We start from the raw sequence: 23,577 nt of genomic DNA on the forward strand, positions 1-23,577 counted from the left end.
CCTGCGGGGCGCCTACCCACTCAACCGGAGGTGTCCTCGTCCTCTTCCTCGCCGGATTCGGCCAGAACGGGGGAGGCGTGATGCGACCAGAGCTTCCAGCCGTCGGATGTGCGGCGGAACACATTCGTGGCGACGACCAGCTGGCCCACGAGCGGGCCGAGCTCGTCGCTGTCGTCGGGGGCGGGTCCGCCGCTGAGGATGTTCTCGGTGCAGGTGACAAGGGCCGTGTCGCCAGTGACAGAGACATGCACGTCGGTGAGGAAGAACTGGATGTACTCGGTGTTCGCCATGATCAGCGCGTACGAGCGCAGTACCTCGCCGCGGCCGTTGAGGACGGGCCAGCCGGGGTGGACGCAGGAGATCACCGCGCCCTCGCCCTCGATATCGTCCTCGGCCGTGTCCAGCGGGGCCAGCCACAGCGAGGACAGCACTTCGAAGTCGCCCCGTTCCATCGCCTCGTAGAAGGCGGTGTTGGCGAGTTCGACCTGTTCGACGTCGGTGCGCGGGGTGCTCACCGGGCTCCCTCTGCGGCCTGGACCTCCGTGTCCGGCGCTGCCGTCGCGCGGGCGCCCTCGACGGCCCGGGCGACGCGGACGGCGTCGGCGGTGGCCCGTACCTCGTGGACGCGGACGGCCCACGCGCCCTGCTGGGCGGCGAGTGCGGAGACGGCGGCGGTGGCGGCGTCCCGTTCGCGCGCGGGCGGCGGGGCGCCCTCCGGGCCGGCCAGCACGCGGCCCAGGAACCGCTTGCGGGAAGCGGCGACGAGCAGGGGGTGGCCGAGTTCGCGGAGCCGGTCGAGGTGGGCGAGGAGCGCCAGGTCGTGCTCGGGGTCCTTGGAGAAGCCGAGACCCGGGTCGACGACGATGCGGTCGGGGGCGATGCCGCCGGCCAGAACGGCCTCCACGCGTGCGTGCAACTCGTCGACGACTTCGGAGACGACGTTCTCGTACGTCCCCTTCACGTTGCCGCCCTGCAGGAAGCCGCGCCAGTGCATGACCACGAAGGGGGCGCCGGCCGCCGCGACGGCGGGGATCATCGCGGGGTCGGCGAGGCCGCCGCTGACGTCGTTGACGAGGGTGGCGCCCGCGGCGAGCGACTGCTCGGCCACGGAGGCGCGCATGGTGTCCACGGAGACGGTGACGCCCTCGGAGGCGAGACCACGGACCACCGGGATGACGCGCTTGAGCTCTTCCGCCTCGTCGACGCGGGTGGCGCCGGGGCGGGTGGACTCGCCGCCGACGTCCACGAGGTCGGCGCCTTCGCTGACCAGGCCGAGGCCGTGCTTGACGGCGGCCGTCGTGTCGAACCAGCGGCCGCCGTCGGAGAAGGAATCGGGGGTTACGTTGACGACGCCCATGACCGCGCAGCGGTCCCATGCCGGCAGTCCCGCGACTCGGCCGCGCCCGCGCTCATTGCTCATACGTCCAGCCTAGGCCTCCGGAGGGGGGCCGAATCTCCCCCCGGGGGGACTCGCTCGACAGCGGCAAGCGGGGTCGCTCGGTCCGAGAGGGCGGCCAGTCCTTCAGGGGGCGGCCCGAGCGAGGGCCCAGGGCTGGGCGGGTCGGGCCCTCGCTCAGGCCTGTTCATGGGGGCCTACGCCGCCCTGACCCCGTGCTCCGCCACCGTGTGCGCGCACGGGCGCGGAACCGGCGTCCGACGGCGGAGCAGGCGAGGCAGGGCCAGGTTCACGAAGCCCTCGGCCTGCATGGCGGCGATACCGATGCGCGGAAGGTCGCGGGAGGAGCCGTAGACCACGAAGCGGGGCTCCCAGCGCGGGCGGAACTTGGCGTTGAACTTGTACAGGGACTCGATCTGGAACCAGCGCGAGAGGAAGACCAGCAGGCCCCGCCAGGCGCGCAGCACGGGCCCCGCGCCGATCTTCTCGCCACGGGCGAGCGCCGAGCGGAACATCGCGAAGTTGAGCGAGATCCGCTGGATGCCGTGGCGGGGGGCGGCCTGGAGCGCCGCCACGATGAGGAGTTCGTTCATGCCGGGGTCGGCCGAGCGGTCACGGCGCATGAGGTCGAGCGAGACGCCGTCCGTGCCCCACGGGACGAAGTGCAGGACGGCCTTCAGGTCACCGTACGGGCCGAGTTCGGCGTCGGCCTTGTGAGCGGTGGCGATCAGACAGTCCCCGTCGGCCGGGTCGCCGATGCGGCCGAGCGCCATGGAGAAGCCGCGCTCGGTGTCCGTGCCGCGCCAGTCCTCAGCCGCGCGCCGTATGCGGTCCAGCTCCCCCTCGCCCAGGTCACGGATGCGCCGTACCCGCGTCTCGTAACCAGCCCTCTCGATGCGTTTCACCATCTGGCGCACATTTCGCATCGCGCGCCCGGCCAGGGAGAAATCCGCGACATCCACCACCGCCTCGTCACCCAGTTCGAGGGCGTCCAGGCCGGTCTCACGGGTCCACACCTCGCCGCCCGTCTCGGAGCAGCCCATGACGGCGGGCGTCCAGGAGTGCGCCTTGGCCTCGTCCATGAAGCGCTCGATCGCGCCCGGCCAGGCCTCGACGTCGCCGATCGGATCGCCGCTGGCCAGCATCACGCCCGACACGACGCGGTACGTCACCGCCGCCTTGCCGCTGGGCGAGAAGACGACGGCCTTGTCGCGGCGGAGCGCGAAGTGGCCGAGGGAGTCGCGGCCGCCGTGCTTCTCCAGGAGGGCGCGCAGCCGGCTCTCGTCGTCCTCCGTGAGGCGTGCGGCGGGGTGTTCGGGCCGGAAGGCCAGGTAGATCGTCGTGACGGCGGTCAGCCAGCCGAGCGCGCCGAGCGAGAAGGCGACCGTCCAGGACGTGGGTCCGATGTAGTCGACGGGCCCTTCGAAGCCGATCAGGCCGTACAGGACGTGAGTAATGCGGTCGGCCAGACTCGGGTCGCCGACCATGTGGTTCTCGTGGACGCTGACGATGACGAGTCCGAGGACGAGGGAACCGGCGCCCATGAGGACGAAGTTGGCGAGCGCGCGCCAGCGGCTGCGCGGATCGGGCAGCGCCGCGAATTCGTCACGGTGGCGCAGCAGCGGCGCGAGCAGCGCCAGGGAGATGACGGCGCCGATGATGGAGTGGCGGTACGCGAACTGCGCGACGGCACCGGCCGGCAGCAGTACGACGGCGGCCCGCCACGCCCGGCGCTTGCGACGGCGCAGCCCGTGAGCCAGCAGTAGCAGAAGCACACCGGCACTGAGCGACAGCGCGGCGGCGAACGGGCCGAACGAGCCGGGCAGCACTTCGGCCATGGCGTGCATACGACTGCGCCTAAAGCGCGGGAAGACGCCGGCGGCGATGTCCAGGAGTCCTACGAGCGTGCAGGCCCTGGCGACCAGGGCGGGGACGGCCTCAGGGCGCGGACCGCGGAGTATGCGCCGCGACCGGCCAGTTCGGCTCGGAACCTCGCCCGACAATTCCCCATCTATCCTGACAGACATCGCATCCCGTAGTTCTGCGAGAGACCTTGAATCCGGTGCCAATTCCGGCATCCGGCGACATTGCGCCCTCTAGGACGGTGTCTTGGGGAGACAGGTTCACTCCCCTCAGGAAAGCCGGTTCAAAAGGCAAGGAAAGTCCGGGGCAAGCGCACGCGAAGGAGCTGCGCAGGCCGGGGACGGAAAGCGCAGGCAGGAACAGCTCATGGGTCTCACTAGCAACAAGGTGCTGGTGCTGGCGGTCTTGCTCGCCGTGCTGCTGTTCGTCGGCACGGTGTGGTGGTGGCCACGCCTGGCACGGCACAACTGGCGGGCCGTCAGCGGACGGGTCGGCCTGTTGCTGGCCACCCAGGTGGCGATCTTCGCCTCGATCGGCCTCTCCGCGAACCAGGCGTTCGGTTTCTACGCCAGCTGGGCGGACCTCTTCGGGCAGGAGAGCGGCGAGGGTGTGGTCGTCGACCACAACGGCTCGGGCGGCGGTCCCCTCCAAGTGGTCGACACCCAGCAGGTGAAGGTGTCGGGCGGTTCCCGGCCACAGATCGGCGGCCAGATCCAGAAGGTCGACATCGTCGGCCGCACGACGCACATCGCCACTCCGGCGTACGTCTATCTGCCCCCGGAGTACTTCCAGCCGCAGTACCGCACCCGCACCTTCCCCGCCGCCACTGTCCTGACCGGCTACCCGGGCACCGCCGAGGCGCTCATCAAGGGGCTGCACTACCCGCAGCTGGCCCACGAGATGGCCAAGAACGGCAAGATGCAGCCGATGATCCTCGTCATGCTGCGGCCGACCGTCGCGCCCCCGCGGGACACCGAGTGCGTCGACATCCCCGGCGGCCCGCAGACCGAGTCGTTCTTCGCCAAGGACCTACCCGACGCCGTATCGGCCCACTACAGGGTGGGCAAAAAACCCGGCAGCTGGGGCGTCATCGGCGACTCCACGGGCGGCTACTGCGCGCTGAAGCTCGCCATCCACCACCCCGAGGTGTACGCCGCCGGTGCGGGCCTTTCGCCGTACTACAAGGCGCCGATCGACCCCACGACGGGCGACCTCTTCCAGGGGGACAAGGCACTGCAGAACAGCGCCGACCTGCGGTGGTACCTGAAGAACAAGCCCGCGCCCGACACCTCGCTGCTCGTCAGCAGCAGCAAGGTGGGCGAGGCCAACTACAACGCCACGCTGGGCTTCATAGACCTCGTGAAGTCCAAGCGGCTCACCCGGATCTCGTCGATCATCCTCGGCAGCGGCGGCCACAACTTCAATACATGGCGGCGGGAGATCCCGGCGACGCTGCAGTGGATCAGCGGGCGGCTGAGCGACCGCTGACCCGCTCCTCCAGGGAGTGCCCGCTTCTTTATGGGGGCTGCCCGCTCCTTCAGGGTTGCTGACGTACGCAAGTGGCGGTCGTTGCGGACTGCTGAGACGGCGTGAAGGCTGCGGGATGGCTGTGTTTTTACCGCGTGGGACACCAAGATTCGCCTACGCGCGGTAAGTTTCTGGCCATGCCACGTGGACGTCACCGCCATTCCCCGCCTCTGCACAGGCTGCTGCCTCCTTCGGCGATCGCAGGCGTCTCGCTCGTCTGCGCCGTGGGGCCCTGGCTGTTCACGGAGCCGCTGGTGCTCCGTGGGCTGGCCGCGGGTGCCGCGGTGACGGCGGTCGTCGGCGCGGTCGTCATGCGCCGCTGGGACACCTCGGCGGGCAAACGGGTCGCGGACCTGACGCGCGCGCGGGCGAGCGACGAGTGGCGTCACGAGGAGCGCGTCGCCGAGTTGGAGACCGACCTCGACGAGTCGCGCGAGCTGCGCACCAAGCTGGAGCACAAACTGCGCGCGAAGCGCGCGGAGTTGGCGGGCCTGCGCAACGAACACGCTGCGCTGCTGCGGCGGTACGCCACGGCGGAGACGGAGCGGGCGAGCGCCCTGGAGGGGCGTCGGCAGCTCGCGATAGAGGCGACGGCTCCGGCCCGTGCGCTGCCCGCCGCGCGGACGGCACCGGCGGAACCGGAGGCTCCGGAAGCGCCGGGCGCTTCGGAGGCGGTGGCTCCTCCGGAGACGACCGAGGTGCCGCAGGGGGCCGAGGGCACGGCCGCCGCGAGCGCGTCGACGGCCGCCGAAGCGGAGGGTGCCGCCTCCGAGTCCTCCGAGTCCTCCGAGTCTTCCGTGGCGACGGACGCTCCGGCGTCTCCCGAGGTCTTCTCCCCGGCCGGGTCGTCGCTCTTCCTGCGGGCCAACGCGGCGTTGACCCGGATCGTGAGCGGCGCTGCGGAGGAGGAGATCGCGGAGGCCTCGGCACAGACCTCGGAACAGCCTTCGACACCGACCGAATCGGTCGAGGCCGACCCGGCGAAGTCCCACTCGGCGAAGTCCCACTCGGTGAAGTCCCACTCGGTGAAGCACGAGCCCGTGAGGGGTGAGTCCGCGGAGGCCGAGCCTCCGAAGGGGGGTTCCGCCGAGGCGGGTCCCTCCTCGGACGCCGTCGCGGAGGAGGGTGAGGCGCAGGGGAAGCCCGAGGCGGTCGGCGAGCATGAGCGCGCGGCCGCCGAGGCGAAGCCCTCCCAGCCCTCCCTGCCGGCGCAGTCCTCCAAGTCGCCGCAGGGTTCGAAGCCCTCGGCGCCCGCGAAGCCGTCCGGGCATTTCACCGTGCCGACCGCGGTGGCCGTCGTACCGGCCGCGCCCGTACGGCGGCCGTCGGTCGAGGGCGGGTTCGACTTCTTCGGTACGCAGAAGGAGTCGTCCGCGGCCGCGCTGGAGGCCATGCAGAACGAGGACCTCGCGGACGTGGTCGGCCAGGAGGCGCTCGCCCTCCACAAGGCCGAGGCCGAGGCCGGGTTCAAGCCCGCGGACGAGGGCTCGCGCGGCGTGGGCCAGGTCATCGACCTGACGGCACACGACGAGACGGAACAGATCGACGTGGCGGGCTTGCGGAGCGCGGCTTCCTGACCAAGAGCGCCGTCCTGGCCGCGGTCTACCTGCGGCAAAGGACGGCAGCCCACCCTCGACGGTCGTAGCTGTGGGCATGCGTGCCGCTAGGGCGGCACCCGCCCCAAAGAGAGCGGCACCCTGCAAGCGCCGGCAGGGGCCCTGACCCGAGCCCTCACCCCGGGCACCCGCGATTCGGGCGGCATCCGTCCCGAAGGGAGCGGCGCCGCGCAAGCGCCGGGCAGCGTACCCACCCCGACCCCGGCTCCACCTCGGGCACCCGGGAATCGGGCGGCATCCGTCCCGAAGGGAGCGGCGCCGCGCAAGCGCCGGGCAGCGTACCCACCCCGACCCCAGCTCCACCTCGGGCACCCGGGAATCGGGCGGCATCCGTCCCGAAGAGAGCGGCGCCGGGCAACCGCCGGGCAGCGTACCCACCCCGACCCTGGCCTCGCCCCAGGCGCCCGGGGATCACGCGTCAAGCCATCCACCGATCAGGCCGAGCCTCCCGCCGCCCCGTTCGGGATCGGTCGGCCTGCGCCCGAAGGAGCTCCGCCGCCTCGGCGGCGTCCCGCAGCCGCGCAGTCACCGTCTTGTCGGCCCCTGTGTCGACATGCACGTCGGCGACCCCCTTGAACCGTTCCCACGGCCCCTGCGTCAGCCGCACGCTCTGCACCTTCGCGTGCGGCACGAGCGAGAGGCTGCGGCGCAGCAACCCGTGCCGCGCCGCGAAGACGGTGTCGGTGACGGCGAGCCCGTACCCCCGCCACCGGAACGGCACACACCAGCCGGCCCGCCGCGGCGGCCGGGACAAGGACGAGGGCGCCGGCACCGTCACACCCGGCAGCACCCCCGCGATCACCGACTCGGCGATCTCGCGCGGAGCGACGGGCACGAGCACGGAGTTGGACGACCCGGCCACGTCCAGCTCGACGCGCACCCATCCGCGCCGCCGCCACAGCAGCGGCTCCACGATCCGTACGGTCTGCACGCGTCCGGGCGGCACCGTCTCGTGCGTACGGTCGAGGAGTCCATGGTCGATGCGGAGCCCGTCGGGCGATTCGCCCACCGTCCAGTCGTACTCGGCGACGAACCGCCCCACACTGCTCGCGCCCGCCGCGCCGAGCAGCGGCACCCCGGTCGCGAGGACCGTCCACACGCTGTGGGTGGCGAGCCACAGCACCGGCGGTACGACGAGCGCGGCGGCCAGTGATCCCCAGGTGGCGCCGGTGAGCACCAGGGAAATGGCCAGCACGCGCGCGGGGACGTGCAGCAGCTGCCGTACCGGCGCCTCGCCGACCTCGTGCGCGGTCTCCGGCGAGAAACCGGCCGCACGGGCGAGGAGTTCGGCGCGCAGCGCGCGGGCCTCACCCTCACCCAAGTACGCCAGTTCGTCCTTCTTGTCCGTTCCTATGACGTCGAGTTTGAGCTTGGCGACGCCCGCGACGCGGGCCAGCAACGGCTGGGTGACGTCGACCGCCTGGAGCCGTTCGAGCCGGATGTGCGCGGTGCGGCGGAACAACAGGCCGGTACGGATGCGCAGTTCGGTGTCGGTCACGGCGAAGTGCGTGAACCACCAGCTCAAGAAGCCGTAGAGGGCGGCGCCCGGGACGAACACGGCGAGTCCGACGAGCAGTGCGGTCGTCGTGAGCCTGGTGAGCTGCTCCTGCGCCTGGCTGGGGTCGTGCACGGCCCAGCCGGCGATCACGGCGACGGGCGCCCAGGCGCGCCGGAACGGTGTCACCGGGTGCAGCCGCCGCTCGACCAGCGGCTTCTCCTCCGGTATGACGTCGTCCGTGTCCGGCACCGGCGTCGTCACAGCCCCGCCGATCGTGCCTCGCCCAGCTCGGTCAGCCGGTCACGCAGCCGCTCGGCCTCGGCCGGGTCGAGACCCGGAATGCACGCGTCGGTCGCCGCGGCCGCCGTGTGCAGCTGCACGCTCGCGAGCCCGAAGTGCCGCTCGACGGGCCCGGAGGTCACCTCGACCAGCTGCATCCGCCCGTACGGCACCACGGTCTCCTCGCGCCACAGCACACCCCGGCTGATCAGCAGGTCGTCCGCGCGCTCGGCGTACCGCCAGGAGCGCCAGTTGCGCCCCAGCATGCGCCAGCCCCAGGCCATCACGGTGAGCGGCAGCACGGCGAAGGCCGCCCAGACGGGCCCGGCGAGCAGCCCGAGCAGCAGCCCCACGGCGATCGTCAGCAGCCCCAGCCACACCACCAGCAACAGCCGTCGCATCCGCAGCAGCCCTGGGGGCAGTCCGGTCCAGACCGGCCCCGCGTCGGCGTTTTCCATGGTCCCCGTCTCCATGTGGCAAGCGTACGTACGAGAGACTGTCCCCATGACTCCTACGACGGAGACCATGGTCGGTATCGGCGGCGCCGCGGAGAGCACCGACATGGTGCTCAACATCGGCCCCCAGCATCCGTCCACGCACGGCGTGCTGCGGCTGCGGCTCGTGCTCGACGGCGAGCGGATCCAGCACGCGGAGCCGGTCATCGGCTATATGCACCGCGGCGCGGAGAAGCTCTTCGAGGCACGCGACTACCGCCAGATCATCATGCTCGCCAACCGCCACGACTGGCTGTCCGCCTTCTCGAACGAGCTGGGTGTGGTCCTCGCCGTGGAGCGGATGCTCGGAATGGAGGTCCCCGAGCGCGCGGTGTGGATGCGCACGCTGCTCGCGGAGCTCAACCGGGTCCTGAACCACCTGATGTTCCTGGGTTCGTATCCCCTGGAGCTGGGCGGGATCACCCCGATCTTCTACGCGTTCACTGAGCGCGAGGAGCTCCAGCACGTCATGGAGGAGATCTCCGGCGGGCGCATGCACTACATGTTCAACCGGGTCGGCGGCCTCAAGGAGGACCTTCCGGCCGGATGGACCGCACGCGCGCGTGCCTCCGTCGCCGCCCTGCGCTCGCGGTTGGGCGTCTACGACGACCTGGTGCTCGGCAACGAGATCTTCCGGGGGCGTACGCGGGGCGTGGGCGTCCTCGCGCCGGAGACCGTGCATGCCTACGGCGTGAGCGGCCCCATCGCGCGCGCCTCCGGCGTCGACTTCGACCTGCGCCGCGACGAGCCGTACCTCGCGTACGGGGAGCTCCAGGACACCCTGAAGGTGGTCACCCGCCAGGAGGGCGACTGCCTGGCCCGCTTCGAGTGCCTCCTGGAGCAGACGCACAACTCGCTCGACCTCGCCGACGCCTGCCTCGACCGGCTCGCCGAGCTGCCGCCGGGGCCGATCAACCAGCGCCTCCCCAAGGTCCTGAAGGCACCCGAGGGCCACACGTACGCCTGGACCGAGAATCCCCTCGGCATCAACGGCTACTACTTGGTCAGCAAGGGCGAGAAGACCCCGTACCGGCTGAAGCTGCGCTCGGCCTCGTACAACAACATCCAGGCGCTCACCGAGCTGCTGCCGGGCACGCTGGTCGCGGACATGGTGGCGATCCTGGGCTCACTGTTCTTCGTGGTCGGGGACATCGACAAGTAGCCCCCCAAGGGGAGCGTTTGGAATTCCAACCGGCTGGAGCAGCCAGCCGAAGTCGCCGAGACCGCCGGGCGCGGTGAGTTCCGCCGCCGCGCCCGCGCTCGCGAGGGCGCGTACGTAGGCGCTGGGGTCCGTGGACGCGAGCGCGAGCGGAGGACGCGCCCCGCTCACCCCCAGCGCGCGCAGGGCGGCGCGCTGGGTCGTCACGCGCCCTCCGGGCAGCGCGCACGCGTCGAGCGCCACATGCGCGGTGATGTCGCACGACCCGTCCGGCACCGGCACCGTCTCCCGGCCCTCCCTGAAGCCGGTGAGCGTCCCGAAGGGCGGCCGGGCGGCGGCGAAGTGCGCGTAGTCGACGGCGACGGCGAGCCCCCGGTCGAGCGTGGACACGGCGGAGGCCCAGGCGGTGTCCCTGGGGAGCCCGATTTCGGCGCGGGTCCCTTCGGAGAGAGCGCCCACTCCTTCGGAGGGCCGCGTTTCGGATTCCTTCGGTTCGGAGGGCAGCGCCACGGCGGCCGACCTTCCGGGCGGCAGAGCCTCGTCGGCATCCGACGCTTCGGACGCCCGACCGTCGGACGCCCGACCGTCGGACGGTCGAGCGTCGGACGCCGACGACGTATCTGACGGCGGAGCCCCGGATGCCACCGCTTCGGACGGCAGCGGCCACCACCTCCGCAGCCACTCCGCGTCCGCCCCCTCCACAGGCTCCCCGAGGCGTTCGGCCCCGTCCTCCCGTACGAGAACCAGGCGTCGTACGCCCTCGGAGTCCACCTCGGCGACATCAACGGGCACGTTGTCCAGCCACTCGTTGGCGAACAGCAGGCCGGTGATCCCCCTCGGGGGCTCGGCGAGCCACTCGATCCGGTGATCAAGGCCGGCGGGGCGGTCGGCGCGCTCGACCGCGTACCCGCGCGCGCGGCAGGCCACGTCCGCGGGGAGCGCGGCGAGGACGCCGGTCACCAGCTCGCCGCGGCCCGCCGCCATGTCGACGAAGGCGAGCGAGGCGGGGTGGTCGAGCGCTTCGTCGACGCGGCACAGCAGCCGGGCCACGGCCTGCGCGAAGAGGGGGGACGCGTGCACCGAGGTGCGGAAGTGGCCCGCGGGCCCCTCGGGTCTGCGATAGAAGCCGGAGGGCCCGTACAGCGCCTCCTCCGTCGCCTCGCGCCAACCCCGCCATTCACCCGTCGCCTCACGTCTCACCGGGTCAGGCTAAGCGTCACGGAGTGCGGGGCCTCCACCTTGGGGAGTACGAGTGCCGGTTGCGGATCGACCCTCCGGTTGACCCCTGCACACTGCACGCTTCCCTACTCTGGGTTACGTGCAGCGCCTCTATGACTTTCTCCGCAGACACCCGACGTGGGTCGACACCGCCTGGGCCGTCGTCCTGCTCGGGCTCGCCGGCGTGAGTGCCTCGAGTGTCAACGGGGCCCCGGACCACCACGGCTCGTTCGCCGAGGCGTTCGCGATCTCCGCCGTCCTGTGCGTCGTCGTCGCGCTGCGCCGCCGTATGCCGGAGAAGATGCTCCTGCTGACCTGCGCGATCGGGGCGGTCCAGCTGGCCCTGGACGTCGAGACGATGGTCGCCGACTTCGCCATGCTGGTGATCGTCTACACGGTCGCCGCGAACGGCGCGCGCTGGGCCTCCCGGCTGGCGCTGGCCGTCGGACTGTGCGCGGCGACCCTTGCGGAGGTGCGCTGGCCGCAGGGGGGCACGAGCGCCCTGGGCCATGTCGCGATAGCGGTGTTCCAGACGGTGCCGTTCGCTCTCGCCTGGGTGCTCGGCGACTCCCTGCGCACCCGCCGCGCCTACTTCGCCCAGCTGGAGGAGCGCGCCGCCCGCCTGGAGAAGGAGCGCGAGGCGCAGGCCAAGGTCGCGGTGGCCGCCGAGCGCGCCCGGATCGCACGCGAGCTGCACGATGTCGTCGCGCACAACGTCTCGGTGATGGTGGTCCAGGCCGACGGCGCCGCCTACGTCATGGACACCGCACCGGACCAGGCCAAGAAGGCCCTGGAGACCATTTCCGGAACGGGCCGTCAGGCCCTCGCCGAGATGCGCCGCCTGCTCGGCGTACTGCGCACCGGCGAGCACGAGGAGAGCGGCGAGTACGTGCCGCAGCCCGACGTCGAGCAGCTCGACGACCTCATCGAGCAGTGCCGCACCTCGGGCCTCCCCGTCGACTTCAAGGTGGAGGGCACCCCGCGCCCCCTCCCCAGCGGCGTAGAGCTCACGGCGTACCGCATCGTGCAGGAGGCGCTCACCAACACGCGCAAGCACGGGGGGCCGAACGCGGGCGCGAGCGTGCGCCTGGTCTACTTCGACGACGGCCTCGGCCTGCTCGTCGAGGACGACGGCAAGGGCGCACCCCATGAGCTGTACGAGGAGGGGGGCGCCGACGGCCAGGGCCACGGCCTGATCGGCATGCGCGAGCGCGTCGGCATGGTCGGCGGCACCCTGGACGCGGGGCCCCGGCCCGGTGGAGGCTTCCGCATCAGCGCCCTGCTGCCGCTCAAGCCCGCCCACTGACACCTGTAACGACACCTTTTGACCGCTTATATAGCTTTTTGACTTCTGGCAGAGCTTTTCACCGAGCTTGTGACAGAGAGGGAAGAGGACCCCGATGGCGATCCGAGTCATGCTCGTCGACGACCAGGTGCTGCTGCGCACCGGTTTCCGGATGGTGCTCGCCGCCCAGCCGGACATGGAGGTCGTGGCCGAGGCGGGCGACGGCGTCGAGGCCCTCCAGGTGCTGAGCGCCACCGCGGTCGACGTGGTGCTGATGGACGTCCGCATGCCGAAGCTGGACGGCGTCGAGACCACCCGCCGCATCTGCTCCGAGCCCAACCCGCCGAAGGTGCTGATCCTCACCACCTTCGACCTCGACGAGTACGCCTTCTCCGGGCTGAAGGCGGGCGCCTCCGGCTTCATGCTCAAGGACGTGCCGCCGGGCGAGCTGCTCACCGCCATCCGCTCCGTGCACAGCGGTGACGCCGTGGTCGCGCCCTCCACCACCCGGCGCCTGCTGGACCGTTTCGCGCCGATGCTGCCCAGCGCCGGCAAGGAGCACCAGCACAAGGAGCTGGAGCGGCTCACCGACCGTGAGCGCGAGGTCATGGTGCTGGTCGCACAGGGCCTGTCGAACGGGGAGATCGCGGCGCGCCTCGTGCTGTCCGAGGCGACCGTGAAGACGCATGTCGGGCGCATCCTGACCAAGCTGGGGCTGCGGGACCGGGTGCAGGTGGTCGTGCTCGCGTACGAGACGGGGCTGGTGCGGGCGGGCGGTCACGGCTGACTCCGCAGCACGGCACGCGAGGGCGTAGCTGACGTCGGGGGCGTGACCGGGGCGTAATCGGCGCCCACTAGGGTCTGCGCATGCTCCTGTGGATCAACGGCCCCTTCGGGGGCGGCAAGACACAGACCGCACACGAGATCCGGCGACGGCTGCCCGGCAGCGTCGTCTGCGACCCGGAACACGCCGGCTTCGGCCTGCGCCGCGTGCTGCCGCCCGAACTGCGCGGAGATTTCCAGGACTTGGAGTCCTGGCGGCGGGGTGTGGTCGAGGTGCTCGACCTCGCCCTCGGCAAGCACGACGGCGTGATCATCGCCCCCATGACGGTCACGAACCCCCGCTACTTCGAGGAGACCGTCGGGCGGCTGCGCGAACTGGGCCACGACGTACGGCACTTCGCGCTCCTCGCCGAGCGCGAGACCGTACTGAAGCGGCTGCGTGAGCGTGGTTTCGGGCACCTTCTTCAGTACGTCGCAGGCAAGGACGCCCCGCTGCGGCGCGAGAGTTGGGCCGTGCAGCAGCTCGACCACTGCCTGGAGCGGCTGCGCGAGCCGGAGTTCGCCGAGCATCTGTGGACGGACCACACGACGGTCGCCAAGACGGCCGACCGCATCGCCGTGTTGGCAGGCCTGACGCTCACACCGAACCGGGACGGGGCCGTACGGGGACGGCTGCGCAGGGCTTGGGTCGGGGCCAAGCACATCCGGTTCGACTGAGGCACGGGCCGCCGATCTGGGCAGGCCTTCCGCAGGGCGATGGGGTCCCCCCGTTCGAGCGAAGCCGAGAACTTGGGGGAGGGTGGGCACAACCGCCTGCGGTCCGCAGGTGTCCACAGGCCTCAGCGCAGGACGCCCTCCAGGAAGTCGCTCCCCAGCCGGGCCACCACGGCGACGTCCAGTTGGTGCAATACGTACCGCCCGCGGCGCCTCGTCGTGATCAGGCCCGCCTTCTTCAGCACTCCCAGATGCCGGGATATCTCGGGAGCCGTCATCCCGTGCACCTGCGCCAGCTCGCCCGTGGTGTACGCGCTGCGGGCCAGATGACGGCAGATCCGCATCCGGACCGGATGGGACAGCGCGGTCATCCGCAGGGTCAGCTGCTCGACCGAGGGCGGGGCGGCGAGCTCGGGCGAGCCGATGGGGTAGTGCAGCACAGGCTGCCAGCCGTACCGGTGCAGCACCATCAGGTGGGGCCGGCCGAGGCTGGTGGGCACGAGGAGAAGGCCGCCGTCGGTCGTGACCGTGTGGCCCTCGGTCAGCTTGTCGACGGTGAGCCGCCCGGCCGTCTCGTCCAGCGACACCGCGGGGGACACCGAGGTCAGCGCCTCGGTCAGGCTCTTGTGCCGGAGCAGGTCCGTCTTGTGGCGGGCCTCCGCGGCGAGCTGGTGGCGCAGCCGGGACCAGGACTCGGCGAAGAAGGCCTCGTCGCAGTCCTCCAGGAACTGCCTCAGCCAGGCCCGCACCCGCGGCGGATCCTCCAGCAGCCGCTCGGTGAACCGCGTCTGCTGCGGCCCGCGCGAGGCGGCCAGATCCACGGCGCGTCGGCGCACCTCCGGGTCGGAGAGCGCGTGCGGCCCGTACGAGCTGTAGGCCAGCGCGCACGTGAACTCCAGGGCCGCGTCCACGAACTGCTCGTCCGTGAGCTTGTCCAGCAGGTCCAGGTCCTCGGCGAGCGTCGCGCCCGGCAGCGTGGTCCCGCCCGGGATGCCCGCGCAGGGCAGGAACAGGTCCGAGAACGTCGTACGCCACAGGAAGTCCGCCTCGCACATCCGGTCCGCGAGATGCGGGTCGAGCCGCGCGGTGACGCCGGTCGCCCAGCCCTGCAGCCCGGGGTGGTGCGCCGGCTCGGCCAGGGCATGCAGCGCCATCCCGAGCTCGGCCAGCGGCGACGGCACGACAGCGATGCGCTCCCGCCGCAGCCCGGTGATGTCGATGTGCACGCTCATGTCCCCAATGGTGCACTCCACCACTGACAACGCCGCCCCGATTGACGGCGGCCGTCAATCGGGGCGACAGACGCCGTGAGCAGGCGCAACCTGGGATGACCGGGCCCGCGGTGCAGCCGCTGATGGATGGGACACGGGCCTATTGGATCCCATCCCTCGTCCCGAGAGGCGACTCGCCATGAGCATCACCCAGCAGTACCTCCTCGACACCTACCGTGCTGCGCGGCACGGCGAGCCCGCCCCGCCCGCACCCGGCAGCCACGACTGGCAGGTCGCGCGCGAACTGCGCGGCTACCGGCAGTTCCGGGCGGTCGTGGCGGAGCGCCCGGCACACGGCCGGATACGGGAGGCCCTGGGCCGGTGGCTGCACGGGCGCCGCGTCAGCTGCTGACGCCGGGCAGCCGCTCCACGAAGTCCCGTACGGCCGCCTTGACGTCGTCGGCCGTCCACTCCAGGCCGGGCGCCGCCACCGTGACCTCGGTGAACGCCAGCCCCGGGCCGCCACGGACCCAGCTCTGCGCGAAGAGGCCGGTCTTCGTCTCCTCGGTCTGCCGCAGCCCCGCGTTCGTGAGGTTGTCGGGCTCGTACGGCAGCCAGACCTGGAACTGGTGGGTGTGCGGCTCCTCGGGGTGGACGCGTGCCCACGGAACTCCGGCCTCCGCGAACCCCTCGCGCAGCGCGGCGGCGACGACGCGCGCGTGGGCCACGTATTCCGGCAGCCGGGGCAGCTCCTGCTCCAGGCCGATGAGCGCGGCCAGGGCCGTCGGGAACTGCTGGAGGATCATGCCCCCGTACCGGTGCCGCCAGGTCTTCGCCTCGTCGATGAGTGTCTTCGGGCCCGCGATCGCCGCCCCGCCGAAGCCGCCGAGCGACTTGTAGAACGACACGTAGACGCTGTCGGCGAGATCCGCGATCTCGTCCAGGGGCCGGCCGAAATGCGTGGCGCACTCCCACAGCCGGGCACCGTCGATGTGGACCACCGCGTCGCGTTCCCGGGCGGCCTCGGCGACCTCGGAGAGCTCCTCCCAGGAGGGCAGCACGAAACCGGCGTCCCTGAGTGGCAGTTCCAGCATCAGCGCACCGAAGGGCTCGTCGAAGTCCCGTATCTCCTCGGCGGTCGGGAGCCGGGGCTGGTCGGTCACACGGACCGGCCGCAAGCCGCTGACCTGGCTGAACGCATGCCGCTCATGGACCTCGGGATGGCCGAGCGCATGCACCGCGACGGTCGCGTTCCCGGTGCGGCCCGCCCAGCAGCGCAGGGCGACCTGCTGGGCCATGGTGCCGGTGGGGAAGAAGGCGGCGGCATCCATGCCGAGCAGCCCCGCGACCCGCTCCTCCAGCGTCTCGACGACACCGTCGCCGTACATGTCCGCCCGCTGGTCGAGGTCGTGCATGCCCTCGGCGCTCTCGTTCAGCCAGGCCAGGCGCTCGCGGATCGTCTGCTGGTAGCTGGGCCTCCACAGCACCCGCTCCGCTGCCCTCCAGGCGACAGTTCGCTGTTCGAATCGTTGCTCCGGGGACAGCTCCGCCGTCTCCTGCGTGACCTTCTCGGCCGTCTCGCCCACGGGCTGCTCCGCGGGCTCCGTCTCGGTCTCTGCCGCCGTGTCGCTCATCCCTGGATGATGTCGCGAGCCCACCCGACGGGTCACCCCGATTTCCGCGCCCCCGCGACGTGCGGAAACCCGGTCCCCGCGACCTGCGGAAACCCGGCCTCCACGACCTGCGGAAACCCACAGCCTGTGGACAACAAAACGGCCGTCGAACCAATCGCGTTAACATGACGAGAAATCGTCCGGTACCCCGAGCGGACTGGAACGGAAGGCCGCCGTCGAGTGAGTACATTCCCACAGCCAGACCCCAAGGACCGCCCCGCGCGGCTCACCGTCGGCGTTGTCGGCGCCGGCCGTGTCGGCCCCGCGCTCGCCGCGGCCCTCCAGCTGGCCGGGCACCGCCCGGTGGCCGTCTCCGGGGTCTCCGACGCCTCCAAGCGGCGGGCCGCGCAGTTGCTGCCCGATGTGCCGCTGATGTCCCCGGCACAGGTCCTGGAGCGCGCGGAGCTGGTGCTGCTGACCGTCCCGGACGATGCCCTGCCCGGGCTCGTCGAGGGACTCGCCGAGACGGGGGCCGTGCGGCCCGGGCAGCTGCTCGTGCACACTTCCGGGCGGTACGGCGCGCGCGTGCTCGACCCGGCGCTCAGGGCGGGCGCGCTGCCCCTCGCGCTGCACCCCGCGATGACCTTCAGCGGCACCCCTGTGGACGTGCAGCGGCTTGCCGGATGCTCCTTCGGTGTCACCGCGCCCGAGGAGCTGCGGCTGGCCGCCGAGGCCCTGGTGATCGAGATGGGCGGCGAGCCCGAGTGGATCGCCGAGGAGAGCCGGCCGCTCTACCACGCGGCCCTCGCGCTCGGCGCCAACCACCTGGTGACCCTGGTCGCCGAGTCCATGGAGCTGCTGCGCGCCGCAGGCGTGGAGGCCCCCGACCGGATGCTGGGCCCGCTGCTCGGTGCCGCCCTGGACAACGCCCTCAGGTCGGGCGACGCGGCCCTCACCGGGCCCGTCGCGCGCGGGGACGCGGGCACGGTCGCCGCGCACGTCGCCGAGTTGCGCAAGCACGCACCGCAGACCGTCGCCGGCTACCTCGCGATGGCCCGCGCGACCGCCGACCGCGCGCTCGCCCACGGTCTGCTCAAGCCGGAACTCGCCGAGGACCTTCTCGGGGTACTCGCCAACGGCACCGAGGGAGATGCCGGATGACCACCGCCCTGCTGCGCACCGCCGACGATCTGCACGCACGCGTGCGTACGGGACGCCGAGCCGTCGTGATGACCATGGGCGCCCTCCACGAGGGCCACGCCACACTGATCCGCACCGCCCGCGAGATCGCCGGAGACCAGGGCGAAGTGGTCGTCACCGTCTTCGTGAACCCGCTCCAGTTCGGCAAGGGCGAGGACCTCGACCGCTACCCGCGCACCCTCGACGCCGACCTCAAGATCGCCGAACTGGCGGGTGCGGACGTGGTGTTCGCCCCTTCCGTGGACGAGGTCTACCCGGGCGGCGAACCCCAGGTCCGCATCTCCGCGGGCCCCATGGGCGGGCGCCTGGAGGGCGCCGTGCGCCCCGGCCACTTCGACGGCATGCTCACCGTCGTCGCCAAACTGCTGCACCTCACCCGGCCCGACGTGGCGTTGTACGGGCAGAAGGACGCCCAGCAGCTCGCCCTGATCCGGCGCATGGTGCGCGACCTGAACTTCGGCGTGGAGATCGTCGGCGTGCCCACCGTGCGCGAGGAGGACGGGCTCGCCCTCTCCAGCCGCAACCGCTACCTCTCGCCCGGGGAGCGGCGCACCGCCCTCGCGCTCTCGCAGGCCCTGTTCGCCGGCCGCGACCGGCACGCCGCGCAGGAGGCCCTGCGCGCGCGTGCCCGCGAAGTGCCCGCCACACGCGCGCGTGCCGAGGCCCTCAGCGCCATAGGCGAATCCCGCGCCGCGGCCGACGCGCACGCTGTCGCCAAGGCCGTCCCCGGCGGCCCCGCGGGCGTCCGCGCTGCCGCCCGGCTGATCCTCGACGAGGCGGCCCGAATGCAGCCGCCGCTGGTCCTGGACTACCTGACCCTGGTCGACCCGTCCGACTTCACGGAGGTCGAGGACGACTTCACCGGCGAGGCGGTTCTCGCCGTCGCCGCCCGGGTCGGGACGACCCGGCTGATCGACAACATCCCCCTCACCTTCGGAGCCGCCTCGTGACCGGCAATGGCACAGGTACAGGTACTGGCATACGACTGCACGCGCCCGCCCCCGGCTGGGCCCTCACCGCGGATGTCGTGGTCGTCGGCTCCGGGGTCGCTGGTCTCACCGCGGCCCTGCGCTGCGAGGCCGCGGGCCTGAAGACCGTCGTGGTCACCAAGGCCCGCCTCGACGACGGCTCCACGCGCTGGGCGCAGGGCGGCATCGCGGCGGCCCTCGGTGACGGCGACACCCCCGAGCAGCACCTCGACGACACCCTGGTGGCGGGCGCGGGCCTGTGCGACGAGGAGGCCGTACGCATCCTCGTCACCGAGGGCCCCGACGCCGTACGCCGCCTGATCGCGACCGGCGCCCACTTCGACGAGTCCACCGAAGGCGAGCTGGCACTCACCCGCGAGGGCGGCCACCACCGCCGCCGCATCGCGCACGCGGGGGGCGACGCGACAGGCGCCGAGATCTCCCGCGCCCTGGTCGAAGCGGTACGCGCGCGTGGCCTGCGCACGGTCGAGAACGCGCTCGTCCTTGACCTCCTCACGGACGCCGACGGCCGCACCGCGGGTGTCACCCTGCACGTCATGGGAGAGGGCCAGCACGACGGCGTGGGAGCCGTGTACGCCCCCGCCGTGGTCCTCGCGACCGGCGGCATGGGCCAGGTCTTCTCGGCTACCACCAACCCGTCGGTCTCCACGGGCGACGGCGTGGCGCTCGCCCTGCGCGCGGGCGCCGAGGTCTCCGACCTCGAATTCGTGCAGTTCCACCCGACGGTGCTGTTCCTGGGCCCGGACGCGGAGGGCCAGCAGCCGCTGGTCTCCGAAGCGGTGCGCGGCGAGGGCGCCCACCTGGTCGACGCGAACGGCGTGCGCTTCATGGTCGGGCAGCACGAGCTGGCCGAGCTGGCGCCCCGGGACATCGTCGCCAAGGGCATCATGCGCCGCATGCAGGAGCAGGACGCCGAGCACATGTTCCTCGACGCCCGGCACTTCGGCGCCGACATGTGGGAGCACCGCTTCCCGACGATCCTGGCCGCCTGCCGCGCTCACGACATCGACCCGGTCACCGAGCCCGTCCCGGTCGCCCCGGCCGCCCACTACGCCTCCGGAGGCGTCCGCACGGACGCACGGGGGCGCACCACGGTGCCGGGCCTGTACGCGTGCGGCGAGGTCGCCTGCACGGGCGTCCACGGCGCCAACCGGCTCGCTTCGAACTCCCTCCTGGAAGGCCTCGTCTACGCCGAGCGCATCGCCGTCGACATCGCCGAGAGCCAGGCGGAGAACGGCCTCCACGCGCGCGTGCCCGTACCGGTCCCGCACCCCGAGAAGCCCGCGCACCCGTTGCTCGCCCCCGAGTCCCGGTTCGCGATCCAGCGGATCATGACGGACGGCGCGGGCGTGCTGAGGTCGGCCGAGTCCCTCGCTCAGGCGGCCGACCGCCTCCAGCAACTGCACACCGACGCGCGCGACGCCCTCGACGAGAACGGCAAGACCTCCGAGCCCGGCGTCGACACCTGGGAGGCCACCAACCTCCTGTGCGTGGCCCGGGTCCTGGTCGCCGCCGCCCGTAGGCGCGAGGAGACCCGCGGCTGCCACTGGCGCGAGGACCACGCCGACCGGGACGACACCGACTGGCGCCGTCACATCGTCGTGCGGCTGAATCCCGACCGGACGCTCGCCGTACACACCACCGACACAGCAGACTTCCCCCCGACCGTCCCCCAAGCCCTCGGCTTCGCTCGAGCAGGGGGGACCTCCATGCCCCAGCCGGCGCCCCGTCCCCAGGAGCAGTGACAGCAGTGAGCACCCCCGACCTTCCCCTCGCCCAGAGCGGCGGCTGCGGCGACGGCTGCGGCTGCGGCGCCGACATGGACGAGGCGTACATGGAGTGCGGCCTCGACCCCGCGCTCGCCCAGCTCCTCGCCGACGCCGGTCTCGACCCCCTCGAGGTCGAGGACATCGCCAACGTGGCCATCCAGGAGGACCTCGACCACGGCGTGGACGTGACGACCGTCGCGACCATCCCCGAGGACGCCGTCTCCACCGCCGACTTCACCGCCCGGGACGCGGGCGTCGTCGCGGGCCTGCGCGTGGCCGAGGCGGTCATCTCCGTGGTCTGCACCGACGAGTTCGCGGTCGAGCGGCACGTCGACGACGGCGACCGCGTCGAGGCTGGCCAGAAGCTCCTCAGCGTCACCACCCGCACCCGCGACCTGCTCACGGCCGAGCGCAGCGCGCTGAACCTGCTGTGCCGCCTGTCCGGCATCGCGACCGCCACGCGCGCGTGGGCGGACGCTCTGGAGGGCACCAAGGCCCGCGTCCGGGACACCCGGAAGACGACGCCGGGCCTGCGCTCCCTGGAGAAGTTCGCGGTGCGCTGCGGCGGCGGCGTCAACCACCGCATGTCCCTCTCGGACGCCGCTCTGGTGAAGGACAACCACGTGGTCGCCGCGGGCGGCGTGGCGCAGGCCTTCAAGGCCGTACGGGAGTCCTTCCCGGAGGTTCCGATCGAGGTCGAGGTCGACACCCTGCACCAGCTGCGCGAGGTCGTGGACGCGGGCGCCGACCTGATCCTTCTGGACAACTTCACGCCCGTCGAGTGCGAGGAGGCCGTCGCCCTCGTCGACGGCCGCGCCCTCCTGGAGGCCTCGGGCCGGCTCACCCTGGCCAACGCGGCGGCCTACGCCGCTACGGGCGTCGACTACCTGGCCGTGGGTGCCCTCACGCACTCCTCGCCGATCCTGGACATCGGCCTCGACCTGCGCGAGGCCGACGCGGACGAGGCATCGGCGCACGACGCATCGGCGGACGTGGCCTCGACGAACGAGGCGGAGTAGAGCAGATGCTCCTCACGATCGACGTCGGCAACACCCACACCGTCCTCGGCCTCTTCGACGGGGAGGAGATCGTGGAGCACTGGCGCATCTCCACGGACGCCCGCCGCACGGCCGACGAGCTCGCCGTGCTCCTCCAGGGCCTCATGGGCATGCACCCGCTGCTCGGCGAGGAACTCGGCGACGGCATCGACGGCATCGCCATCTGCTCGACGGTCCCGTCCGTCCTGCACGAGCTGCGCGAGGTCACACGTCGCTACTACGGCGATGTCCCCGCCGTACTGGTCGAACCCGGCATCAAGACCGGCGTACCGATCCTGATGGACAACCCCAAGGAGGTCGGCGCCGACCGCATCATCAACGCGGTCGCCGCCGTCGAGCTCTACGGGGGGCCCGCCATCGTCGTCGACTTCGGTACGGCGACGACGTTCGACGCGGTGTCCGCGCGCGGGGAGTACGCGGGTGGTGTCATCGCACCGGGTATCGAGATCTCCGTGGAGGCGCTCGGGGTGCGGGGTGCTCAGCTTCGCAAGATCGAGCTGGCTCGGCCGCGGGCGGTGATCGGCAAGAACACCGTCGAGGCGATGCAGGCCGGCATCGTGTACGGGTTCGCCGGGCAGGTCGACGGGGTAGTCAACCGGATGGCCCGCGAGCTCGCCGACGATCCCGACGACGTCACCGTCATCGCTACGGGTGGCCTGGCCCCGATGGTCCTCGGCGAGGCCTCGGTCATCGACGAACACGAGCCGTGGCTGACGCTCATCGGACTGCGGCTGGTGTACGAGCGGAACGTGTCGCGTACGTGAGGGTTTTCGCCCCCTCCGCTCCCTGACCTCCGCTCCTCAAACGCCGGGCGGGCTGATTTTCAGCCCGCCCGGCGTTTGAGGACGAGCGCGTCAGCGCGATACGGGGGTCTGGGGGGCGGAGCCCCGACGGGACGGGTAGGGGCGGAGGGGGCGAAAACCCTCCCACCGCCCCCGGAGCGAGACTCGCCGCACCCGCCCGCTATGCGAATTTTGTCTGATTAGCGCGTATCGTCGGCGCATGCCCACGCCATACGGATCCCGCGGCGGCATGGCGTTCGGTGCGGAGGAGCTGCGTGTGCTCCGTCGCGCTCTCGCCCTCGCCCTGCACCCCAGCCCCGCCTCGGCCGAGGACGTCCAGGAATGCCTCCGTCTCGCCGAGTCCGTCGACGAGGCGGCCCGCGAGGGGGCCAGGCTCCGGGCCTTCCTGCTGGCCGACCTCGCCCGCTACCGGGCCGCCCTGCCGGGTACCACTCGCGGCTACCTCGCCCTCCTTGAGGAGGCGCTCGGCGCCGGCTACCGGCCGAACCCCGACGACCTCGTCGCGCTCCGCGCCCTGCGCGGCGACCCCACCGCGGCCGCCCTCCTGGACCGCTGCCGGGCCCTCGCAGAGCAGGACGTACGCGCCCGCCTGGCGGGCCGCGCCACCCCTGTGGTTCCGACGTCCCGCACCCGGCTGCTGGCCCTCCCCGGAGGCCTGGCCTCCGATGAGCCCGCCAAGAAGCCGGCGGAGAAGCCCGCCACCGAGCCGAAGCCGCAACCTCCGGTCAAGACCCCGCGCCCGGACCGGCCCATCCCCACACCGGGCGAGGTGTTCCCGCCGAAGCGCAAGGCCGCGCCGCCACCGGCGAACCCCCCTCAGCAGCTCGCGGCGGGCTAGCTACTCTGGAGGGCATGGACTATGTCTCCGCGCTCGTGCCCCCCGTAGTGATGGCCGTGTTCTTCATCGGGCTGATCGTGACGATCGTGAAGAGCCAGGGCGGGGCCAACAAGGCCAAGGAGGACGCGGTCGTCGACGCCGCCCTGGCGCGCGCGGAGAGCGCCCGCCAGGCCTCCCGCGACACCAAGGCCTGAGCCTGGCCGGCAGACCGGCAGACCGGCAGACCGGCAGACCGGCAGACCGGCAGACCGACGGCCCGGCAGG

Annotated in this window: 21 protein-coding genes and 1 pseudogene; 14 read left to right on the plus strand and 8 right to left on the minus strand. The window is 72.0% G+C overall.

Annotated features, from left to right (window positions below):
• Window positions 1-20: 20 nt before the first annotated feature.
• The 3 genes from AB5J53_RS27000 to AB5J53_RS27010 form a co-directional block, all read right to left on the minus strand.
• Window positions 21-515, minus strand: a complete 495-nt coding sequence (locus AB5J53_RS27000) for a nuclear transport factor 2 family protein (protein WP_369248239.1) — start codon at window positions 513-515, stop codon at window positions 21-23.
• A complete protein-coding gene (gene folP, locus AB5J53_RS27005; RefSeq protein WP_369248240.1) occupies window positions 512-1,420 on the minus strand; it encodes a dihydropteroate synthase in 909 nt (302 codons plus the stop codon). The genes AB5J53_RS27000 and folP overlap by 4 nt, the downstream gene beginning before the upstream one ends.
• A 173-nt stretch (window positions 1,421-1,593) precedes the next feature.
• On the minus strand, window positions 1,594-3,399 hold the full coding sequence (locus AB5J53_RS27010) for a phosphatidylglycerol lysyltransferase domain-containing protein (protein ID WP_369248241.1): 1,806 nt from the start codon (window positions 3,397-3,399) through the stop codon (window positions 1,594-1,596).
• 226 nt (window positions 3,400-3,625) lie between these two features.
• Here AB5J53_RS27010 and AB5J53_RS27015 point away from each other — a divergent pair, with 226 nt between their 5' ends.
• The gene (locus tag AB5J53_RS27015) at window positions 3,626-4,747 is read left to right on the plus strand and encodes an alpha/beta hydrolase (RefSeq protein ID WP_369248242.1); all 1,122 of its coding nucleotides are present in this window, start codon (window positions 3,626-3,628) and stop codon (window positions 4,745-4,747) included.
• 176 nt (window positions 4,748-4,923) lie between these two features.
• Window positions 4,924-6,363, plus strand: coding sequence for a hypothetical protein (locus tag AB5J53_RS27020; RefSeq protein WP_369248243.1), 1,440 nt, complete (start codon window positions 4,924-4,926; stop codon window positions 6,361-6,363).
• Window positions 6,364-6,820: 457 nt separating this feature from the next.
• Here AB5J53_RS27020 and AB5J53_RS27025 read toward each other — a convergent pair whose 3' ends face one another.
• Window positions 6,821-8,161 (minus strand): PH domain-containing protein, encoded by a 1,341-nt coding sequence (locus AB5J53_RS27025; RefSeq protein ID WP_369248244.1) that lies wholly within the window; start codon window positions 8,159-8,161, stop codon window positions 6,821-6,823.
• Window positions 8,158-8,652: a PH domain-containing protein gene (locus AB5J53_RS27030; RefSeq protein ID WP_369248245.1), complete on the minus strand. Its 495-nt coding sequence runs from the start codon at window positions 8,650-8,652 to the stop codon at window positions 8,158-8,160. The genes AB5J53_RS27025 and AB5J53_RS27030 overlap by 4 nt, the downstream gene beginning before the upstream one ends.
• Before the next feature lie 31 nt (window positions 8,653-8,683).
• On the opposite strand from AB5J53_RS27030, the gene AB5J53_RS27035 reads away from it, so the two are divergent.
• Entirely contained in the window at window positions 8,684-9,835 is a 1,152-nt protein-coding gene (locus AB5J53_RS27035; RefSeq protein ID WP_369248246.1) for an NADH-quinone oxidoreductase subunit D, read from the plus strand.
• Here the strand turns inward: AB5J53_RS27035 and AB5J53_RS27040 are convergent.
• Entirely contained in the window at window positions 9,800-11,032 is a 1,233-nt protein-coding gene (locus AB5J53_RS27040; RefSeq protein WP_369248247.1) for an SAM-dependent methyltransferase, read from the minus strand. The genes AB5J53_RS27035 and AB5J53_RS27040 overlap by 36 nt on opposite strands.
• Window positions 11,033-11,150: 118 nt before the next feature.
• On the opposite strand from AB5J53_RS27040, the gene AB5J53_RS27045 reads away from it, so the two are divergent.
• From AB5J53_RS27045 to AB5J53_RS27055, 3 genes are all read left to right on the plus strand, one after another.
• Window positions 11,151-12,356, plus strand: coding sequence for a sensor histidine kinase (locus AB5J53_RS27045; RefSeq protein ID WP_369248248.1), 1,206 nt, complete (start codon window positions 11,151-11,153; stop codon window positions 12,354-12,356).
• Window positions 12,357-12,450: 94 nt separating this feature from the next.
• Complete coding sequence (locus AB5J53_RS27050) at window positions 12,451-13,122, plus strand: response regulator (RefSeq protein WP_369248249.1); 672 nt, start codon at window positions 12,451-12,453, stop codon at window positions 13,120-13,122.
• An 80-nt stretch (window positions 13,123-13,202) separates the two neighbouring features.
• Complete coding sequence (locus tag AB5J53_RS27055; RefSeq protein WP_369248250.1) at window positions 13,203-13,835, plus strand: AAA family ATPase; 633 nt, start codon at window positions 13,203-13,205, stop codon at window positions 13,833-13,835.
• A 122-nt stretch (window positions 13,836-13,957) separates the two neighbouring features.
• On the opposite strand, the gene AB5J53_RS27060 is transcribed toward AB5J53_RS27055, so the two are convergent.
• A complete protein-coding gene (locus AB5J53_RS27060; protein WP_369248251.1) occupies window positions 13,958-15,064 on the minus strand; it encodes a DUF5937 family protein in 1,107 nt (368 codons plus the stop codon).
• A gap of 178 nt (window positions 15,065-15,242) precedes the next feature.
• Here AB5J53_RS27060 and AB5J53_RS27065 point away from each other — a divergent pair, with 178 nt between their 5' ends.
• Entirely contained in the window at window positions 15,243-15,455 is a 213-nt protein-coding gene (locus AB5J53_RS27065; protein ID WP_369248252.1) for a hypothetical protein, read from the plus strand.
• Here the strand turns inward: AB5J53_RS27065 and AB5J53_RS27070 are convergent.
• Window positions 15,445-16,677: a low specificity L-threonine aldolase gene (locus AB5J53_RS27070; RefSeq protein ID WP_369248253.1), complete on the minus strand. Its 1,233-nt coding sequence runs from the start codon at window positions 16,675-16,677 to the stop codon at window positions 15,445-15,447. The genes AB5J53_RS27065 and AB5J53_RS27070 overlap by 11 nt on opposite strands.
• 219 nt (window positions 16,678-16,896) lie before the next feature.
• Here AB5J53_RS27070 and AB5J53_RS27075 point away from each other — a divergent pair, with 219 nt between their 5' ends.
• From AB5J53_RS27075 to AB5J53_RS27105, 7 genes and pseudogenes are all read left to right on the plus strand, one after another.
• Complete coding sequence (locus AB5J53_RS27075) at window positions 16,897-17,817, plus strand: Rossmann-like and DUF2520 domain-containing protein (protein ID WP_369248254.1); 921 nt, start codon at window positions 16,897-16,899, stop codon at window positions 17,815-17,817.
• On the plus strand, window positions 17,814-18,806 hold the full coding sequence (gene panC, locus AB5J53_RS27080) for a pantoate--beta-alanine ligase (protein WP_369248255.1): 993 nt from the start codon (window positions 17,814-17,816) through the stop codon (window positions 18,804-18,806). The genes AB5J53_RS27075 and panC overlap by 4 nt, the downstream gene beginning before the upstream one ends.
• Window positions 18,803-20,590 carry an L-aspartate oxidase gene (locus AB5J53_RS27085; RefSeq protein WP_369248256.1) on the plus strand — a complete coding sequence of 596 codons (1,788 nt, stop codon included), beginning with the start codon at window positions 18,803-18,805 and terminating at the stop codon, window positions 20,588-20,590. The genes panC and AB5J53_RS27085 overlap by 4 nt, the downstream gene beginning before the upstream one ends.
• A gap of 5 nt (window positions 20,591-20,595) precedes the next feature.
• Window positions 20,596-21,570, plus strand: a pseudogene (nadC, locus tag AB5J53_RS27090) (carboxylating nicotinate-nucleotide diphosphorylase); the annotation flags it as partial.
• A 68-nt stretch (window positions 21,571-21,638) separates the two neighbouring features.
• Window positions 21,639-22,436, plus strand: a complete 798-nt coding sequence (locus AB5J53_RS27095; RefSeq protein WP_189188525.1) for a type III pantothenate kinase — start codon at window positions 21,639-21,641, stop codon at window positions 22,434-22,436.
• Window positions 22,437-22,704: 268 nt separating this feature from the next.
• Entirely contained in the window at window positions 22,705-23,313 is a 609-nt protein-coding gene (locus AB5J53_RS27100) for a hypothetical protein (protein WP_369252487.1), read from the plus strand.
• 14 nt (window positions 23,314-23,327) lie between these two features.
• Window positions 23,328-23,507, plus strand: a complete 180-nt coding sequence (locus AB5J53_RS27105; protein ID WP_369248257.1) for a hypothetical protein — start codon at window positions 23,328-23,330, stop codon at window positions 23,505-23,507.
• Window positions 23,508-23,577: the final 70 nt, after the last annotated feature.

The sequence above is a fragment of the Streptomyces sp. R41 genome (assembly GCF_041053055.1).
Classification (GTDB): Bacteria; Actinomycetota; Actinomycetes; order Streptomycetales; family Streptomycetaceae; genus Streptomyces.

What these genes read in the sequence shown, in the direction of transcription:
- AB5J53_RS27030 (WP_369248245.1), bottom strand. Translation starts at nt 8,652, where the DNA reads ATGGAGACGGGGACCATGGAAAACGCCGACGCGGGGCCGGTCTGGACC.
- AB5J53_RS27100 (WP_369252487.1), top strand. Translation starts at nt 22,705, where the DNA reads ATGGCGTTCGGTGCGGAGGAGCTGCGTGTGCTCCGTCGCGCTCTCGCC.
- AB5J53_RS27065 (WP_369248252.1), top strand. Translation starts at nt 15,243, where the DNA reads ATGAGCATCACCCAGCAGTACCTCCTCGACACCTACCGTGCTGCGCGG.
- AB5J53_RS27070 (WP_369248253.1), bottom strand. Translation starts at nt 16,677, where the DNA reads ATGAGCGACACGGCGGCAGAGACCGAGACGGAGCCCGCGGAGCAGCCC.
- AB5J53_RS27050 (WP_369248249.1), top strand. Translation starts at nt 12,451, where the DNA reads ATGGCGATCCGAGTCATGCTCGTCGACGACCAGGTGCTGCTGCGCACC.
- AB5J53_RS27055 (WP_369248250.1), top strand. Translation starts at nt 13,203, where the DNA reads ATGCTCCTGTGGATCAACGGCCCCTTCGGGGGCGGCAAGACACAGACC.
- AB5J53_RS27035 (WP_369248246.1), top strand. Translation starts at nt 8,684, where the DNA reads ATGACTCCTACGACGGAGACCATGGTCGGTATCGGCGGCGCCGCGGAG.
- AB5J53_RS27060 (WP_369248251.1), bottom strand. Translation starts at nt 15,064, where the DNA reads ATGAGCGTGCACATCGACATCACCGGGCTGCGGCGGGAGCGCATCGCT.
- AB5J53_RS27020 (WP_369248243.1), top strand. Translation starts at nt 4,924, where the DNA reads ATGCCACGTGGACGTCACCGCCATTCCCCGCCTCTGCACAGGCTGCTG.
- AB5J53_RS27105 (WP_369248257.1), top strand. Translation starts at nt 23,328, where the DNA reads ATGGACTATGTCTCCGCGCTCGTGCCCCCCGTAGTGATGGCCGTGTTC.
- panC (WP_369248255.1), top strand. Translation starts at nt 17,814, where the DNA reads ATGACCACCGCCCTGCTGCGCACCGCCGACGATCTGCACGCACGCGTG.
- folP (WP_369248240.1), bottom strand. Translation starts at nt 1,420, where the DNA reads ATGAGCAATGAGCGCGGGCGCGGCCGAGTCGCGGGACTGCCGGCATGG.
- AB5J53_RS27015 (WP_369248242.1), top strand. Translation starts at nt 3,626, where the DNA reads ATGGGTCTCACTAGCAACAAGGTGCTGGTGCTGGCGGTCTTGCTCGCC.
- AB5J53_RS27095 (WP_189188525.1), top strand. Translation starts at nt 21,639, where the DNA reads ATGCTCCTCACGATCGACGTCGGCAACACCCACACCGTCCTCGGCCTC.